Here is a 17740-nt window from a genome sequence, read left to right as displayed (position 1 = left end):
ACTTAAACCGAACCCTTGGGGAAGACGGATGTGATGTAAAGCGTTGGAAGCCGGTAAAGGTGATGACTTAATAAAGCTACCGATACGAACAATTAACATGACATCTGCCATCTATGGATTTTACATCTGCCACTTATGCGGGCGCATGCATCTTGCGTATTTATAGGTTTGCAACCAAGGCTGGATTAAAGACCGCTCATCTCAATTGCTCGAGTTATTTGATGATCTTAAGGTGATCTGTATAATGCGCGATCCTGCCTGGATTTAACAAAATTGACTTTCGTCGATGTCGTGTAGAAAATTTTCTATCTACCAATGGACTTTTTATCTGCTTATTCGTTCTCCTGCGTAGTCTTATTACATATCGCTGATAGCTACTTAATTGTTTATGAAAAGAATTTTATTTGCATTTCTCGTCCTTGTTACTAGTATTCAGCTCCAGGCTGCAGACTACTACTGGGTAAGCGGCGGGAATTGGAGCGACTTAAATGGCCACTGGGGGCTAGATAGCCTAACCGGCGGCATACCAAGCATCGTTGATGAGTTCTCGTCTGCTGAACGCGAGCTGGGTGTCACCAAAGCGGCGGATGCACAGGAACCTTTTACCAACGGTGGCTTTCTCATCAGCCTTCCTGCTGGCGAATTGGCCGAAGAGAACATTGCGATAAGCTACAGCATAAGTGGTACCGCCACGCCGGGCACCGATTATGTCGCGTTGACCGGCACAATTACAATAGCCGCGGGAACAAATGGTATCGCAGTGCCGGTTACCGTTATTGACAACGGTGTGGTAGAACCCAATGAAACAGTTGTGTTCAACTTATCTGCGGCCACGTCGGCCAACTACACCTATACAATCGCAAGCGCGAGCAGCAGCGCTACTGTGAATATCGGCGACAATGATTTTACCGCCAACAGCAACATCGTATTGCTCACAAAAGTATCTGATGCAATAGAAGGCGGCACTAACGGGCAATACCGGATATCTTTGCCTCCAGGGGTTACCAGTTCTGACGATGTGGTGGTCAGCTTCAATCTTTCGGGTACTACAGCAAATGGTCCAGACTATAATATACTCGGATTGAGCGGTGGCAATATTGTGATACCGGCTGGTGCGAATGAAGTTTTTATAGACGTTGATGCAGGGAACGATGGAATTATTGAAGGGCCTGAAAGCGTGCAGATGACGTTAACCGCTGCCGCTTCGGCCAGTTATCCGTTTACAATTGATCCTTCCGCCAACAGCGGCACCGTGAATATTGTTGATGCCAATGCCGCCAGCAGCACACCCTTGCAGGTGCTTACCGGCAGTAATGGTGCAGAGCCGGGTACCGGAGCAAGGTTTACGGTTAAGCTTGCCGGCGTTGCCACCTCTGCATGGCCGGTAACGGTAGGATATCGTGTATCCGGCACGGCAATGTCCGGCATAGATTACGGGGGCATAGGAACCATTATCATACCGGCTAATACAAATAGCGTCACTGTTAACCCTGACGTGCTGGACGACCAGGTGATAGAGCCTACAGAAACAATGACCTTTACGCTGCTCTCGGGCAGCGCGACCGATGGAGGGGGCAATGCATTCATTTTCCCGCCGGATCCCGCCAATAATGGTATCACTGTCAGCATAGCGGACAATGATGCAGTAGTGGCTGCCAACCGGGTATTGTCGGTAGTCAAAAATACAGATGCGGCAGAACCGTCTTCGGGTGGCAGCTATACCGTATCATTGCCTGCGGGTTACACTTCCGCAGCTAATCTGACGCTCAGCTATAATATGACCGGAGGAGCAACACGCAACACGGACTATTCGCTTTTCACCATAACACTGCCGGCCTACCAGAACAGTATAGCAATGCGGGTTAACGTGCATGACGACAAGATTATTGAAGGCACTGAAACCATGGTAATGAACCTTACAGGTGGTACTGACGGTAACAGCTTTACCTACACTGCTAATGCCGCTGCTAATGCCGTGCCGCTGAATATTGCAGACGATGAAAGCGCTGATCCGGCTAACATGGTACTCACCGTTACGAATGATGGAGATGCGGCCGAGCCAGTTACCAACGGTGCCTTCAGCATCAGTCTGCCCACCGGCATATCATCCTCGGAAGATATCACGGTAGATTACACTATCAGCGGCACGGCCACAGCAGATGATGATTACACCGCGATCACTGGTGCAATTACCATTCCGGCAGGGCAAAACAGCGTAAGCGTACCGGTGATTGTAAGCGACGACCAGGTGATCGAGGCAACAGAAACCGTGATCATGACCCTGGCAGGTGGCAGCAGCACTAGTTTCACCTACACCGGCACAGGCAGTGCAATAGTAGCCATCGCAGATGATGAAAGCACAACCAGCCTGTCTCTGGCAATCAGCAACAGCGCTGACGGCGCGGAATCGGGCACGGACGGCAGCTTTACCGTCAACCTGCCTACCGGCGTGTCAGCTGCCGAAGATATCACGGTAAATTATACCATCGGCGGAACCGCCACAGCAGGTGATGACTACACCGCGATCACCGGCGCCGTGACCATTCCGGCAGGGCAAAACAGTATAACTGTTCCGGTAACCGTTGCAGACGACCAGGTGATCGAGGCCACGGAAACCGTGATCATGACCCTGGCAGGCGGCAGCAGCGCCAGCTTCACCTTCACCGGCACCGGCAGCGCGACAGTAAACATCGCAGATGATGATCACGTGCCCACGAACCTGGTACTCACGATCAGCAAAGACGCCGACAGCGCGGAACCGGGCACAGACGGCATCGTTACCGTCAATTTGCCCGCAGGCATCACGGCGGCTGAAGCCATTACCGTGAACTTTACGGTGACGGGTACGGCCACCTCAGGTGATGACTACGCCGGGTTCACGGGTGCGGCGATCATTGCAGCAGGTCGGAACAGTGTGCAGATACCGGTAGCTGTAATAGACGACCAGCTGATCGAAGGCACGGAGACCGTGGTTCTATCACTCAACGGCGGCAGCAGCACCAGCTTCACCTTCACCGGTACCGGCAGCACGACGGTCGATCTCACGGACGACGAGGATGCACCGGAAAATCTGGTACTGAACGTGACCAAAACCGCCGACGCGGCAGAACCTTCTACCGATGGGGCATTCAATATCGCACTGCCGACGGGTTTGACCGCCACGGAAGACATCACGGTAAATTATTCCACCACCGGTACGGCGACGGGCAGCCAGGATTATATCCAGCTCTCCGGTGTAGCGGTGATCCCCGCCGGGGATAACAGTGTAGACCTGCCGTTGACGATAACAGACGATCAGGTGATCGAAAGCACCGAAACAGTGATTGTCGGTGTAACTAGTGGCAGCAGCGCCAGCTTTGCCTTTACCGGCGGCAGCAGCGCAACGCTGGATATCGCAGACGATGATAATATACCGGCGAACCTGGACCTCAGCATCGTAAAAACCACCGATGCGGCAGAGCCGGGCACGGACGGCAGCTTCGTGATCAGCCTGCCCGCAGGTGTGACGGTAGCGGAGGATATGACGGTGAATTACACCATCTCAGGTACAGCCACCGGCGGCGATGATTATACCACGCTTTCGGGCACCGTAATCCTTCCCGCAGGGCAGCACAGTGTGAGCATTCCCGTCATCGTAACGGACGATAATATCCTTGAAATAACAGAAACGGTAATAGCCACCCTTACCGGCGGCAGCATTGCCAACTTCAGCTTCACCGCTGTTGGCAATGCGGCAGTAAACATCGCCGATGATGAAAGGACTACGCCGGCGAACCTGGAGCTTGCCATCAGCAAGAATGCGGACGCAGCGGAACCGGGCACGGACGGCGGCTTCACCATCAGCCTGCCCGCAGGTATCACCGTATCCGAAGATATTACGGTGAATTATACCATCGGCGGAACCGGCACAGCAGGTGATGACTACGCCGCGATCACTGCTGCCGTGACCATTCCGGCAGGGCAGAACAGTGTAGCTGTTCCGGTAATCGTCGCAGACGACCAGCTGATCGAGGCCACGGAAACCGTGATCATGACCCTGGCAGGCGGCAGCAGCGCCAGCTTCACCTTTACCGGCACGGGCAGTGCAACGGCGGACATCGCAGATGATGAAAGTACAACCAGCCTGTCTCTGACGATCAGCAAAACAGCCGACGGCGCGGAACCGGGCACGGACGGCGGCTTCACCATCAGCCTGCCCGCAGGTATCACCGTATCCGAAGATATTACGGTGAATTATACCATCAGCGGCACGGCCACCGCGGGTGATGATTACGCCGCGATCACCGGTGCTGTTACGATCCCCGCGGGGCAAAACGGTGTAGCTGTTCCGGTAACCGTTACGGACGACCAGGTGATCGAGGCCACGGAAACCGTGATCATGACCCTGGCAGGCGGCAGCAGCGCCAGCTTCACCTTCACGGGCACGGGCAGTGCAACAGTGGACATCGCAGATGATGAAAGTACAACCAGCCTGTCTCTGACGATCAGCAAAACAGCCGACGGCGCGGAACCGGGCACGGACGGCGGCTTCACCATCAGCCTGCCCGCAGGTATCACCGTATCCGAAGATATTACGGTGAATTATACCATCGGCGGAACCGGCACAGCAGGTGATGACTACGCCGCGATCACTGCTGCCGTGACCATTCCGGCAGGGCAGAACAGTGTAGCTGTTCCGGTAATCGTCGCAGACGACCAGCTGATCGAGGCCACGGAAACCGTGATCATGACCCTGGCAGGCGGCAGCAGCACCGGCTTCACCTTCACCGGCGCGGGCAGTGCAACAGTCGACATCGCAGATGACGAAAGCACTACGCCGGAGAACCTGGAGCTTGCTATCAGCAAAACAGGAGACGGTGCTGAACCGGGCACGGACGGCGGCTTCACCATCAGCCTGCCCGCAGGTATCACCGTATCCGAAGATATTATGGTGAATTATACCATCGGCGGAACCGGCACAGCAGGTGATGACTACGCCGCGATCACTGCTGCCATTACGATCCCTGCGGGTCAGAACAGCGTGGCTGTTCCGGTAACCGTTACGGACGATCAGGTGATCGAGGCCACGGAAACCGTGATCATGACCCTGGCAGGCGGCAGCAGCGCCAGCTTCACCTTCACCGGCACGGGCAGTGCAACGGTGGATATCGCAGATGATGAAAGCACTACGCCGGAGAACCTGGAGCTTACCATCACCAAAACAGGAGACGGCGCGGAACCGGGCACGGATGGCGGCTTCACGGTCAGCCTGCCCGCAGGCCTATCAGCCACCGAAGATATCACGGTAGATTACACTATCAGCGGCACGGCCACAGCAGATGATGATTACACCGCGATCACTGGTGCAATTACCATTCCGGCAGGGCAAAACAGCGTAAGCGTACCGGTGATTGTAAGCGACGACCAGGTGATCGAGGCAACAGAAACCGTGATCATGACCCTGGCAGGTGGCAGCAGCACTAGTTTCACCTACACCGGCACAGGCAGTGCAATAGTAGCCATCGCAGATGATGAAAGCACAACCAGCCTGTCTCTGGCAATCAGCAACAGCGCTGACGGCGCGGAATCGGGCACGGACGGCAGCTTTACCGTCAGCCTGCCTACTGGCGTGTCAGCTGCCGAAGATATCACGGTAGATTATACCATCGGCGGAACCGCCACAGCAGGTGATGACTACACCGCGATCACCGGCGCCGTGACCATTCCGGCAGGTCAGAACAGCGTGGCTGTTCCGGTAACCGTTGCGGACGATCAGGTGATCGAGGCCACGGAAACCGTGATCATGACCCTGGCAGGCGGCAGCAGCACCAGCTTCACCTTCACCGGCACGGGCAGTGCAACGGTAGATATCTCCGATGATGAAAGCGCTGATCCGTCGAATCTGAAGCTTACCGTCAGCAGGAATGCGGACGCAGCGGAACCGGGCACGGACGGCGGCTTCACCATCAGCCTGCCCGCAGGTATCACCGTATCCGAAGATATTACGGTGAATTATACCATCGGCGGAACCGGCACCGCGGGTGATGACTACGCCGCGATCACCGGTGCTGTTACGATCCCTGCGGGTCAGAACAGCGTGGCTGTTCCGGTAACCGTTGCAGACGATCAGGTGATCGAGGCCACGGAAACCGTGATCATGACCCTGGCAGGCGGCAGCAGCACGAGCTTCACCTTCACGGGCACGGGCAGTGCAACGGTGGATATCTCCGATGATGAAAGTACTACGTCGGAGAACCTGGAGCTTGCTATCAGCAAGAATGCGGACGCAGCGGAACCGGGCACGGACGGCGGCTTCACCATCAGCCTGCCCGCAGGCATCACCGTATCCGAGGATATTACGGTGAATTATACCATCGGCGGAACCGGCACAGCAGGTGATGATTACGCCGCGATCACCGCTGCCGTGACCATTCCGGCAGGTCAGAACAGCGTGGCTGTTCCGGTAACTGTTGCAGACGACCAGGTGATCGAGGCCACGGAAACCGTGATGATGACCCTAGCAGGCGGCAGCAGCACGAGCTTCACCTTCACCGGCACGGGCAGTGCAACGGTGGATATCGCAGATGATGAAAGCGCTGATCCGTCGAACCTGGAACTTGCCATCAGCAAAACAGGAGACGGTGCTGAACCGGGCACGGACGGCGGCTTCACCATCAGCCTGTCCGCAGGCATTACCGTATCCGAGGACGTAACGGTAATGTATACGGCAGGCGGCACGGCCACCGCGGGTGATGACTACATCGCCCTTGCCGGCACGGCGGTGATTAAGGCAGGCAATAATAGCATTAAGGTGCCGGTAAGTATCCTGGATGACGACTTATCAGAGCCTGCTGAAACGGTGACTGTGACCCTCTCGGAGGCCACTTCTTCCGGTATCCCCGTTATTATAGGCACGGCAAACAGCGCAACGATTAATATTGCGGACGATGATGAGCGTACCCCGGACCTGACGGTCACCGTATCGGTGGACAACGCAACGCCAATGGCCGGAGAGCGGGTGGTGTTTACCATCGAGGTGAGCAATGCTGGGCCTGACGATGCAACCGGCGTAACGGTATCGGGTAAACTGCCATCGGGTTATGCGTTCGTGTCGGCCGAAACACCGGCGGGCAGCTATGACGAAGAATCAGGCGTCTGGACGGTTGGCGGCCTTGCCGACGGTGAAAGCCGGACGCTTCGGATCACGGCCCTGGTGAATGCCGGGGGCGACTACGTGACCCGCGCGGAAGTGAGCGGTAACGAGGACGACCCCGATGCCGGCAACAACGAAAGCGAAGCATCGGTATCGCCGGTCCATCCGCCGCGGGCAATCGATGACGGGGTAACCGGGTACTCGAACAAGGTGCTGGTGATTCCGGTGCTGGTCAACGACGCGGCGGGCACCCGTCCGCTGGATGCGGCATCCGTGGAGATCGTGACCCAGCCGCAGCATGGCATGGTAAGCATCGGCACGAATGGCACGATCGCCTATACCCCTGCAAAGGGATATGTGGGAGAAGACCGGTTTTCGTACCGCGTAAAAGACAGTGAGGGCCACTGGAGCAATGTTGCCCAGGTATCGGTAACAGTAGCGGCCAATCCGCTGAAGATCACCAATATCTTCACGCCGAACGGGGACGGCCAGAACGACCGGTTTGAAATCGTGGGCATGGAAGCGTTCGACCGGGCTGAACTGGTGATGTTCAACCGCTGGGGCAGCGAAGTGTACCGCCACAGCAATTATGATAATTCGTGGGGGGGAGGGGATATCCATGAAGGCACGTATTATTATATACTGACGCTGCACAAGGGCAGCAGCCGCCAGGTGGAAAAGGGCTGGGTGGTATTGAAGAAACGGTAACAATAATCATTCGGGCTAATCAATCAGATGCAGATGAAATACCTAAGGATAATCACATGGATACTGGCGGCAGGCGCCCCGTTTTCTGCGCGTGCCCAGCAGAACATCCAGTTCACGCAGTACATATTCAATTCGCTGAGCATCAATCCGGCGTATGTGGGCTACAAGGAGGAATGGTTCGGCCAGCTGGGGATGCGGAGCCAGTGGGTGGGTCTGGACGGGGCGCCGCAGACGGCGCTGGTGTCGGTGGACGGGCTGCTGGACGGGGCCACGAACAAGCGGCACGGGCTGGGCGTGCAGCTGAATGCGGACCGGCTAGGCCCGCAATCGGCGACCTCCTTTTACCTGAATTACGCCTTCCGGCTGCGGCTGAACGAGGAGGACACGCAGCGCTTGAGCTTCGGCCTGGGGGCCGGGGTGACGCAATACGGCCTGAACGGGACGCTGCTTGACCCGATAGGTGCGGGGGATCCGGTGGTTCCTCCGAACCGGATCAACAATTTCGTTCCGGATATCCGTTTCGGGGTATATTACTACAATCCGTACTGGTATGCGGGGATCTCGGTGATGGACCTGCTGTCGGGCGACCAGAGCAACAATATCTTCCGGTGGGATAATACGACCACGGACAATATCCGGCGCAGGCGGCACATCTATTTCATGGGTGGTGGGTTGGTCAACCTGAGCGAGGGGACGCGGCTGCGTCCGAGCCTGCTGGTGAAGGAGGATTTTAAGGGTCCGACGAGCCTTGACCTGAATGCGATGCTCGTGTTCGGCGACCGTTTCTGGATCGGCGGCGGCTGGCGCACGGGTGTGACGGTTTTCAGGAAGGATTACGAGCGGGTGACGGGCAATGCGCTGAACAGGCGCAATTCGGTATCGGCGATCACCCAGCTGTACGTAATGCCGGCACTGCGGATAGGATACTCGTACGATTACATCCTGAGCCAGCTGAGCAGCGTGCAGAACGGGTCGCACGAGGTGACGCTGGGGATCACGTTCGGGCGCGGCGCCCAGCGGTTATTGAGCCCGAGGTTTTTTTAAATATTAGACACTAGACATTAGACACTAGACATCAGACACTAGACATTAGACACTAGATATCAGACATTAGACGACTACCATGAGATATCAGTTGCAACAACTCTTTATTTTCGCGGCGCTGCTTTGCATGAGTGGGGTTGCGGCTTCACAGGAGCAGCTTGGTCTGCGTGACCGGGCGGCACAGGCATTTGCACGGTACGAATACGCCGACGCGGCGGCGCTGTACGTAAAACTGGCGGACAGAAAAAAGCCGCGCGTGGATGACCTGGAGCGCCTGGCCTACTGCTACGGGCAGATGAAGGACTATGAATCGGCGGAGAACTGGTATGCGCGCGTGGCGGGCATGGATGGGAGCGATCCGGAGACGCTGCTGCGGTACGGAGAAGTGCTGAAGGCGAACGGGAAATATGCGGAGGCCAGGCGGCAGCTGGCGGCCTATGCCGAAAAGACGGGCGATACGGACAGGGTAGCGCTTCAGATCGCAGGGTGCGACTCGGCGGTGATATGGATGGCCGATCCGACGGTGCATAAGCTGCGTAACGAAGGGGTCAACACCTCGCTGTCGGAGTTTTCGGTTTTCCCGGTGGGGGATAAGGTGTACTATGCGGGGGAGCCTGACGGCTACATGCACGGGGCCGGGCGTTACGGCTGGACGGGCAATTCATTCCTGCGGGTGTACACGGCTGACCGCAACCCGGACAATACCCTGGTCAATGGGGTGATGGCCGTTGAAGGCATCAACAACGCAGCCTACCACATCGGTCCGGTGGCGGCGGGTGACGGAGATGAAACGCTTTACGTGACGCGGACGTACCCGGGCAGGGACGGTGCGCGGACGAAAGAGGCGAGCCGGAAGTACCGGACGAATAACCTGGAGCTTTACGTGTATACAAGGGAAAACGGTGACTGGCAGTTGGCTCCGTTTGCCTACAATAATGTCAAAGAATACTCGGTAGGCCATGCTGCGCTGGGCGGTGACGGAAGCATCCTGTACTTCGTGAGCGATATGCCCGGGGGGCAGGGGGGCACGGACATCTGGTACAGCGAAAAGCAGGCAGACGGGAGCTGGGGTACCCCGGTCAACGCGGGGGAAATGATCAACAGTGGGGGCGACGAACTGTTCCCGAACATCGGCCCTGACGGCACGCTGTATTATTCGAGCGACGGCTTTGCGGGCATGGGCGGGCTGGACGTGTTCCGGTCGGCAGGCAGTAAGGATCAATGGAGCGCACCGGTAAACCTGCGGCATCCGGTGAATTCATCGGGGGATGACTTTGCATATATCACCAACTACGAAGGACCGGAAGGCATGGCGGGCTACCTGTCGTCCAACCGCAGCGGTGGCAGGGGCGGCGACGACATCTACTCGTTCACCTTCGAGAAGCCGGAGCTCATCATCATCCTGCAGGGCACGGCATCGGACAGGAAGACAGGCGGTCGGCTGGCGGACGTCTCGGTGACGCTGTACGACGGGGAGCGGCAGATTGCAGCGAAGAAGCGCACGGACGGGAGCGGAACGTTCGAGTTCGTGCTGGACAGGGATAAGCAGTATGCGGTATTGGGACAGAAGGAGAAGTACCATGCCGATTCGGCCAAGGTGAGTACGCAAAGTATAACCGTTTCGGACACGCTGGAAGTGGCCCTGCTGCTGGAGCCCATTTTCGAGGTGGGCAGGACCTTCGAACTGGAGAACATTTACTATGACTTTGATAAGCACAACATCCGTCCGGATGCGGCGGCGGTGCTGGATGAGCTGGTCCGTACGCTGCGCGACAACCCGACCCTGAAGATCGAGCTGTCGAGCCATACGGACAGCCGGGGCAGCGATGCCTACAACCTGGCATTGTCGCAGCGGCGGGCGCAGGCGGCGGTGGAGTACCTGATAAGCCGGGGCATTGCGCGCGACCGGATGGTGGCCAGGGGCTACGGGGAGACGCGGCTGGTGAACGGCTGCGGCAACGGCGTTCCGTGCTCGCGCGAGCAGCACCAGGCCAACAGGCGCACGGAGGTAACGGTACTGGAATATTGATGGTACATGATGGAATGGACATGATTGATCATCCGCTTTCCGACATCGTTTTGGATACGGAGATGAATCACTGAGCGGTAAACTTTTCATTCATTGGTTAAGGATGGAGATTTGGATAAGGGACAAGGAATGGTATCCAATCCTCATTTTCCAGGCGGCCGATGGAAGGTATCTGGATATCGCCGTGTCTTGCGGATCATCGAAAACATACCGAACATCCCAGAGGGGCCTAATCTAACAGGAGTGACGTAACCCGCCAGTGCCACGCAAACATTTCATCCGGTGCCGTGTTTATGATTCCAAATGGAATTGAACTACACGATACACCGGGAGCAGACGCCCATCATCGCTGCGGCTATACACGATGGGCATCGGCTTGCTGCACCCCTGTCGGAGTACATGCACCTGCAGGAACATGAACGTTTCCGGGAGGAGGACCCCTATACCGCGGAGCTGACCGACTTGCCCGTGAGCCGTATTATCGTCGAGACGTCGAGGTTCCAGACCGACCTCAACCGCCGCCGGGAGCAGGCGGTATACCGGCGACCGGAAGATGCTTGGGGATTAACGGTGTGGCAACCCCCATTGCCTGAGCTGTTGGTGACGCAGCTGCTGGAAGAATACGATCGGTTTTATGCAGCGGTGGAACAGTTGCTGCAACGGACCATCGCCGTGTTCGGTGCATTTGTGGTGCTGGACATTCACAGCTATAACCATCGGCGCGAGCACCCGACGAAGGCTGCTAAGGTAAGCGAGCATCCGGAGATCAATGTTGGGACGGTACATAATCATGAAAAATGGAAGCCGCTTTGCCGTTGCATGGTGGGCTTTCTTGCCCATCACCGGATCCTCGGCCGGTTTCCTGATGTGAGGGAGAATGTCGTGTTTAAAGGCGGAGCCTTTGCGGAATGGATCAACCGCCACTATGGCGAATACGGTTGCGTGTTGTCCTTGGAGTTTAAAAAGACGTTTATGGACGAATGGACCGGCAGACTTGACATCAATCACCTCCGCGATATCCAATCGGTGCTGAACGGATGCATCCCTTTTCTGCTGGATAAGCTCGACACACCTGCCAAATCTACGTATTCCTATGGCCGCTGAGCACAAAAAGTATATCAATAGTATACTCGACAAACTAAAGCGGGGCCGGCCATTGCACAGCAGTTTGCCCGGTGGGGGTGAACTCCGGATGGATAAGGCGGTGCCCTATTTATTGGTTTATCGCGTGCCGCCGAATGGGGAGGATGCGTTTACGTCGACATTGGGAAAAACAGAATCTGCTTACCTGGTCGCGCCCGACACGACGGAATGTTCGGTGACGTCCATTGTCCGTGCAATAGCCGGTGCCATGGCGGATAAGTTCGGCGGATTTATGCTGCTGGAAGTCTGGTTATCGTCGCAGGCGGATTCCCCATCTTTTACCATCCACATCAGCCAAAAAAGCGCGTTGGCCGTTGCCGAAAAGCTGCAATCCGAGTTGCAGGGCATCCAATTATATCACATGCAGGGCTTGGAGGTGGGGTTTGAAAAGGGCAAAAAATTGCCTTCGCCGCCGTATTATGGCGAACTTTTCAATGCGGAAGAGGCACGGAAAAGCGAAATTATCGTCATCGGGCTGGAATTCAAGCCGATCTACATGAACCAGCAAACGGGTCAGCCTTATCCGCTTTTTTTGCGCGAACTGCGGGAGGGCTTCGGAAAAGCGCTGCGGAAGAGTTTTTTTGAATTTGTACGGATCAAAACGTCGTACAGCGCGGCGCATTTTGAGATGCTGGGCACGACGGAACTGCATCGCGTGGTGTGGGAAATTGATGAGAAGCTGGCGGAATACAGTAATCAGTTTGATTTCCTGCTGTTGGTGACCCCCATAAATGCGCAGGAGGCGTGGCAGGGTTTTGCGAAGGCCAAATACCGCAGCAACCCCGTGTTTCACTACCGGCCGATGCCGATCGACCCAGAGCTGATCAAAAGGAAGCTATACAACCTGCCTATTGAAGACATCGCCGACCCGACTATCGGTTACCTGTTTCGAGACAAACGACAGGAAATAGACCGTATGCTCAACATGTTGAGCGATCGGGAGAAGCCTAATTTCGTGTATAGCAGCCAGCAACTATTCGGCAATATCGAAGAAAATTTATTGGACACCGCCCGTGCCATCCTGATCGCGGTGGAGCCGCAGCATCAGCCGGAAGAACGGGATATGCTGGATGCACATGCATTTGCGGATTTAGCTAAAGTAGAGCTGCAATACCTGAAACAGCAATACGATGCGGTATCCATAGCGGTACGGGTGCGGGATGACGTAGAAGGTGTCATGGTATCACGGGGCACGCTGAATATCAGCAGCCGGTACCGCATATCCAAAGGACGTGCCTTCTCGTTGCTGCAACACGAGGTGGGCACGCACGTGGCCACATACTACAACGGGATGGCGCAACCCTTCAAGCTCTTTTATTTGGGGGTGCCGGGCTATGAGCAACTTCAGGAGGGGGTGGCAGTGCTCAGCGAATACATGACGGGCGGCCTCACCAATCAACGTATGCGTACGCTCGCGGCCCGGGTGGTGGTGGTGCACCACATGCTGGCCGGAAATTCGTTTACCGATACGTTCGATCTCCTGATCGATAAGCATGGGTTCAGGCCGGATGTCGCATTTCATATCGCCATGCGGGTGTACCGGGGCGGCGGACTGACCAAAGATGCGGTATACCTTAAGGGGTTGCTCAATGTGATCGAGTATATCAAACAAGGTAAGGATATTTCAAAATTACTGGTGGGCAAAATAAGACAAGACTACCTGCCGATCATCGAAGAACTGATGCACCGTCGGTTATTGAAACCGCTGTCATTACGGCCAAAGTTTCTGGAAGAACCGTATATCAGCAAAATCGACGATATCAAAAAAGGCGGAAACGTATTTAACATGATCAATTAAAATATATGACCATCACATTTGTTGTCAATCAAGTGCGTAAAGAGTCCGAAGGGTATACCACTACTGCGCTGGCACTGGAAGCGCATAGACGCGGACACACCGTTTATTATGTAGGTGTAGGTGACCTCGTTTATTTATCCGATGGCCGGGTAGGCGGACACTGCCGCAAGGTACCGGACAAGGAGTACCGTTCGCGGCACACCCTGCTGGACGCGGTGGTAGAGGCGGAAAAGAAATTGGTCAGTTCAGCTCAATGGGATGTGATGTGGCTGCGCAATGATCCGGCAGCGGACATGGAGAAACGGCCTTGGGCGCAGGATGCTGGCGTGCAATTTGGCCAATTGGCTACCCAACAGGGCGTGTTGGTACTCAATAATCCGAATGGGCTCATCAAAGCATCCAATAAGCTATACCTGCAATATTTTCCCGAGTCGGTACGGCCGCAGACCCTCATCACGCGCAACATGGCCGATGTAGAGGCCTTCTACCGTGCGCAAAACCATCGGATCATCCTCAAGCCGCTGAAGGGATCGGGAGGCAAGAATGTATTTCTGCTCGACAAAAAAGACGATAAAAACCGCAAACAGATTGTCGAGGCCATATGCCGGGATGGCTTTGCGATCGCGCAGGAATACCTGCCGGCTGCAAAAAAGGGCGATACCCGTTTGTTTTTGATGGAAGGGGAACCGTTGATGAAAGCGGGAAAAGTAGCGGCTATTCAACGGGTACAACAAGCGGGCGAGATCCGCAGCAACATTCATCAGGGCGCGAAAGCCAAACGCGCCAGCATGAACAAGGACATGCAGGCGATTGCAGATGCGGTGGGTCCGCTGTTGCGCCAAGATGGAATGTTTCTGGTAGGACTCGATATCGTAGGCGACAAAGTAATGGAGATCAACGTATTCAGTCCCGGCGGCTTGATCCACGCCAGCGAGTTTCAACGCGTTGATTTTATGGAGGAAGTCATCACGACGGTGGAGCAGAAGGTGGCTGGAAATGTTAAAATTAAGTGATATATTGGCACAAGCAATCGAAAAAAGATATCTTAGCGGCTGATTGATTCTAAACAAGAAGGAATGAACCGCATCATAAACATACTCTGTTTTTCACTTTTTATCTCTTTTCACACCATACCCACATTTGCGCAGCAAGATACCCTCAGCATCAACACGGTTGTCGAGAAAACGCAGAAACTCTTGCAGGCGTATCCCATTGAAAAGGTGCACCTGCATTTTGACAAACCGTATTATGCAGTCGGTGATACGCTTTGGTTTAAAGCCTACCTGACCAGCAATATGTATGACTACGACCTCAGTAAAGTGGTGTACGTGGAAGTGCTGAACGGCAAAGATTCGTTGATGCAGATGATGCGTATTCCGCTGACTGATCGGGTAGGAGAAGGGCACCTGGTACTTGATCAGGAATGGTACACACAAGGTAACTATCGGTTTAGGGCCTATACCAAGTGGATGGTCAATTTTGACGATGCGTTTTTCTTCAACAAGATCGTCTCGATAGGCGACGTGCTGAACGATCAGCTGCATCACAGCATTTCATTTAATGACGTGAGCAAAGGCAAGGGCGCCCGGGTGCAGGCAACCATTCAGTTTAAAAACCGGGAAGGCAAGCCATTGCAAAACCGGAAACTGACCTGGTCGGCCGTGGCTGGATGGGACCCGATTGATGAAGGCAAAGGGCAAACCGATGGCATGGGCAATGTGGTAATCAACATCAACGGCAAAGACAGGGAAGCATTGAAAAAGGGCAACTTGCACGTTTCCGTCGAATCTGGCGGCAGTGCGGAGCCGATGATCGGTGCCTTCCCGCTCCGCTCGGCGCTATGGGATGCCGATGTGCAGTTTTTTCCGGAAGGCGGCGACCTGATCGTCGGACTGCCCAAAAAGGTGGCATTCAAGGCGGTCGGCAGCGACGGCCGTGGACTGTCGGTGAAGGGGGGCATTGTTGACCAAGACGGCAAGGAGCTGGCAACCGTGGCGGATCTCCATAAAGGGATGGGGTATTTTACGTTGACTCCAGCCGCCGGGAGCACCTATACGGCAAACCTGACCTTTGAAAACGGGGAAGTTCGCAGCTACCCGTTGCCACCGCCGGTCGATCAGGGCATCAACGTGACCGTCCTTCCGTCAGACACCGCGCTGCAGCTGGCCATTGTTGCGAACGACCGGTTTTTGGCGGCCAATAAGGGTAAGGCCTTTTACGTCATTGCGCAGGCCAATGGCATTCTTTGCTATGCTGCCCAGGCTACGCTGCGAAATGAGGCGATATCCGTCAGTCTCCCTAAAGAACGTTTTCCTACGGGTGTCGCCCAGCTTACCTTGTTTACCTCAGCCGGTAAACCCGTGAGCGAACGGTTGGTTTTTGTGGAAAATATAAAACCACTGGAAATTGCTGTCAAGAGCGACCAAGAGGCGTATACGGCGAAGCAACCCGTGAAGCTGTCGTTGGCGGTGAATGACAGCGGAAAACCTGCCGCAGGCACCTACTCGGTAGCCGTAGTGGATGAAACCAAAGCGCCTTATGATGAAGATAAGGAAACCACCATACTCAGCAATCTATTGTTGACATCCGACCTACAGGGCTATATCGAAGAACCCAACTATTATTTCAATCAACCGGATGATCATAAACGCGAGGCCCTTGACGTGTTGTTACTGACCCAGGGGTATCGGAGATTCTCGTACAACGATGTCTTGGCAGATAAGTATCCGCAAGTACTTTTTTTCCCTGAACAGGGCATTGAACTATCGGGTATTTTACGGCTTACCAATGGGAAACCGGTGGCCAATGGCGGCCTATTGCTTTCCATCCCTGATAGGAGCTTCCGCCAAGATGCGTATACGGATGCGGCCGGACGCTTCGTTTTCAAGGATCTGGTGTTTACCGATTCGGCGCGGGTCACCATTAACGCACGTGGGAATGACAACTACCGGGATATGGTCATCAACATGGACCCTACGCAGTTTCCGAATATTGACACGACAGCTTATCGGGCAAATGATGTGTTGAACATTGATGATATGATAACTCCTTACCTGGATAATAGCCGTAATGAATACCGAACATCCATTTTATTGGAGGAGGTGGAGGTAACGGCCTCGGCTAAACCGAGTTTTTCGCACAAAGACTACCCATCCATTTCGGGCTTGAGCATGGCCGACCATCAGATCAGTGCAGACCGGCTAAAAGGGTGCAACAACCTCCTCATGTGTTTGCAAACGGCGCTCACGGGCATCACGTATGATTCGCAAAGTCAGCTCTTTTTTATTACGCGTGACTATAATGCGGGAGGGCGCATTCCCGTGCAGTTCTTTATCAATGGCATGGCGGTAGATGTGCCCGCGCTTAGCGGCGTGATGCCGACCGATGTGGAGGGGATCGAAATCTTTCTCCGCGACGAGCTGGGCACGGTGAGCCGTACCTATCAGAATAATGGTGTGGTGGCGATCTACACGAAAAAGGTTGAAAAAGCACCCCGCATGTCACTCAGTGAGATCGAACGGTTATTGCCCAAGAGCAATGTCGTGGACCTGACGCCGCTGGGGTATGTCGAAGCGCGCAAGTTTTATGTACCCAAGTATGACACCCCGGAGCGGCGCGCGGTCAATGACATGCGTACAACGGTCTACTGGAACCCGGATGTGAAGACTGCCGAAGACGGTAACGCCCAAATCGACTATTATAATGCGGACGGCAAAGGGAGTTATCGTGTGGTGGTGGAAGGCATGGATGCCCAAGGTAATGTTGGGCGCGCGGTGTATCGGTATATCGTGAAATAAAAGGGAGGTGATTCAGGCGGTTGCTCCTCGACTGGATCCGGGTCGCTTCGCTTCCGTCTCCTAGGTCTCGTCTGCAAGCCGCCTGAATC

7 protein-coding genes are annotated in these 17740 nt (G+C 55.2%); all 7 read left to right on the top strand.

What is annotated here, in order from left to right:
• Window positions 1-388 precede the first annotated feature (388 nt).
• The 7 genes from ACMGDE_RS13735 to ACMGDE_RS13705 all read left to right on the top strand — a co-directional run bounded on the left by ACMGDE_RS13735 (window position 389) and on the right by ACMGDE_RS13705 (window position 17651).
• Window positions 389-7840, top strand: a complete 7452-nt coding sequence (locus ACMGDE_RS13735) for a Calx-beta domain-containing protein (protein ID WP_436833379.1) — start codon at window positions 389-391, stop codon at window positions 7838-7840.
• A 33-nt stretch (window positions 7841-7873) separates the two neighbouring features.
• Window positions 7874-8884, top strand: a complete 1011-nt coding sequence (locus ACMGDE_RS13730; protein ID WP_436833378.1) for a PorP/SprF family type IX secretion system membrane protein — start codon at window positions 7874-7876, stop codon at window positions 8882-8884.
• A 79-nt stretch (window positions 8885-8963) separates the two neighbouring features.
• On the top strand, window positions 8964-10913 hold the full coding sequence (locus tag ACMGDE_RS13725) for an OmpA family protein (RefSeq protein WP_436833377.1): 1950 nt from the start codon (window positions 8964-8966) through the stop codon (window positions 10911-10913).
• 303 nt (window positions 10914-11216) lie between these two features.
• Window positions 11217-12017 (top strand): N-formylglutamate amidohydrolase, encoded by an 801-nt coding sequence (locus ACMGDE_RS13720; protein WP_436833376.1) that lies wholly within the window; start codon window positions 11217-11219, stop codon window positions 12015-12017.
• A complete protein-coding gene (locus tag ACMGDE_RS13715; RefSeq protein WP_436833375.1) occupies window positions 12007-13854 on the top strand; it encodes a peptidase MATCAP family protein in 1848 nt (615 codons plus the stop codon). The genes ACMGDE_RS13720 and ACMGDE_RS13715 overlap by 11 nt, the downstream gene beginning before the upstream one ends.
• A 5-nt stretch (window positions 13855-13859) precedes the next feature.
• Window positions 13860-14867, top strand: coding sequence for an ATP-grasp domain-containing protein (locus ACMGDE_RS13710; protein WP_436833374.1), 1008 nt, complete (start codon window positions 13860-13862; stop codon window positions 14865-14867).
• 63 nt (window positions 14868-14930) lie between these two features.
• Entirely contained in the window at window positions 14931-17651 is a 2721-nt protein-coding gene (locus ACMGDE_RS13705) for a carboxypeptidase-like regulatory domain-containing protein (protein ID WP_436833373.1), read from the top strand.
• The last annotated feature ends 89 nt before the right edge of the window (window positions 17652-17740 follow it).

This window comes from Parapedobacter brassicae, assembly GCF_051400755.1.
Classification (GTDB): Bacteria; Bacteroidota; Bacteroidia; order Sphingobacteriales; family Sphingobacteriaceae; genus Parapedobacter.
Note: the sequence above shows the minus strand (reverse complement) of the source record. Positions and strands in the feature narration are given on the sequence as shown.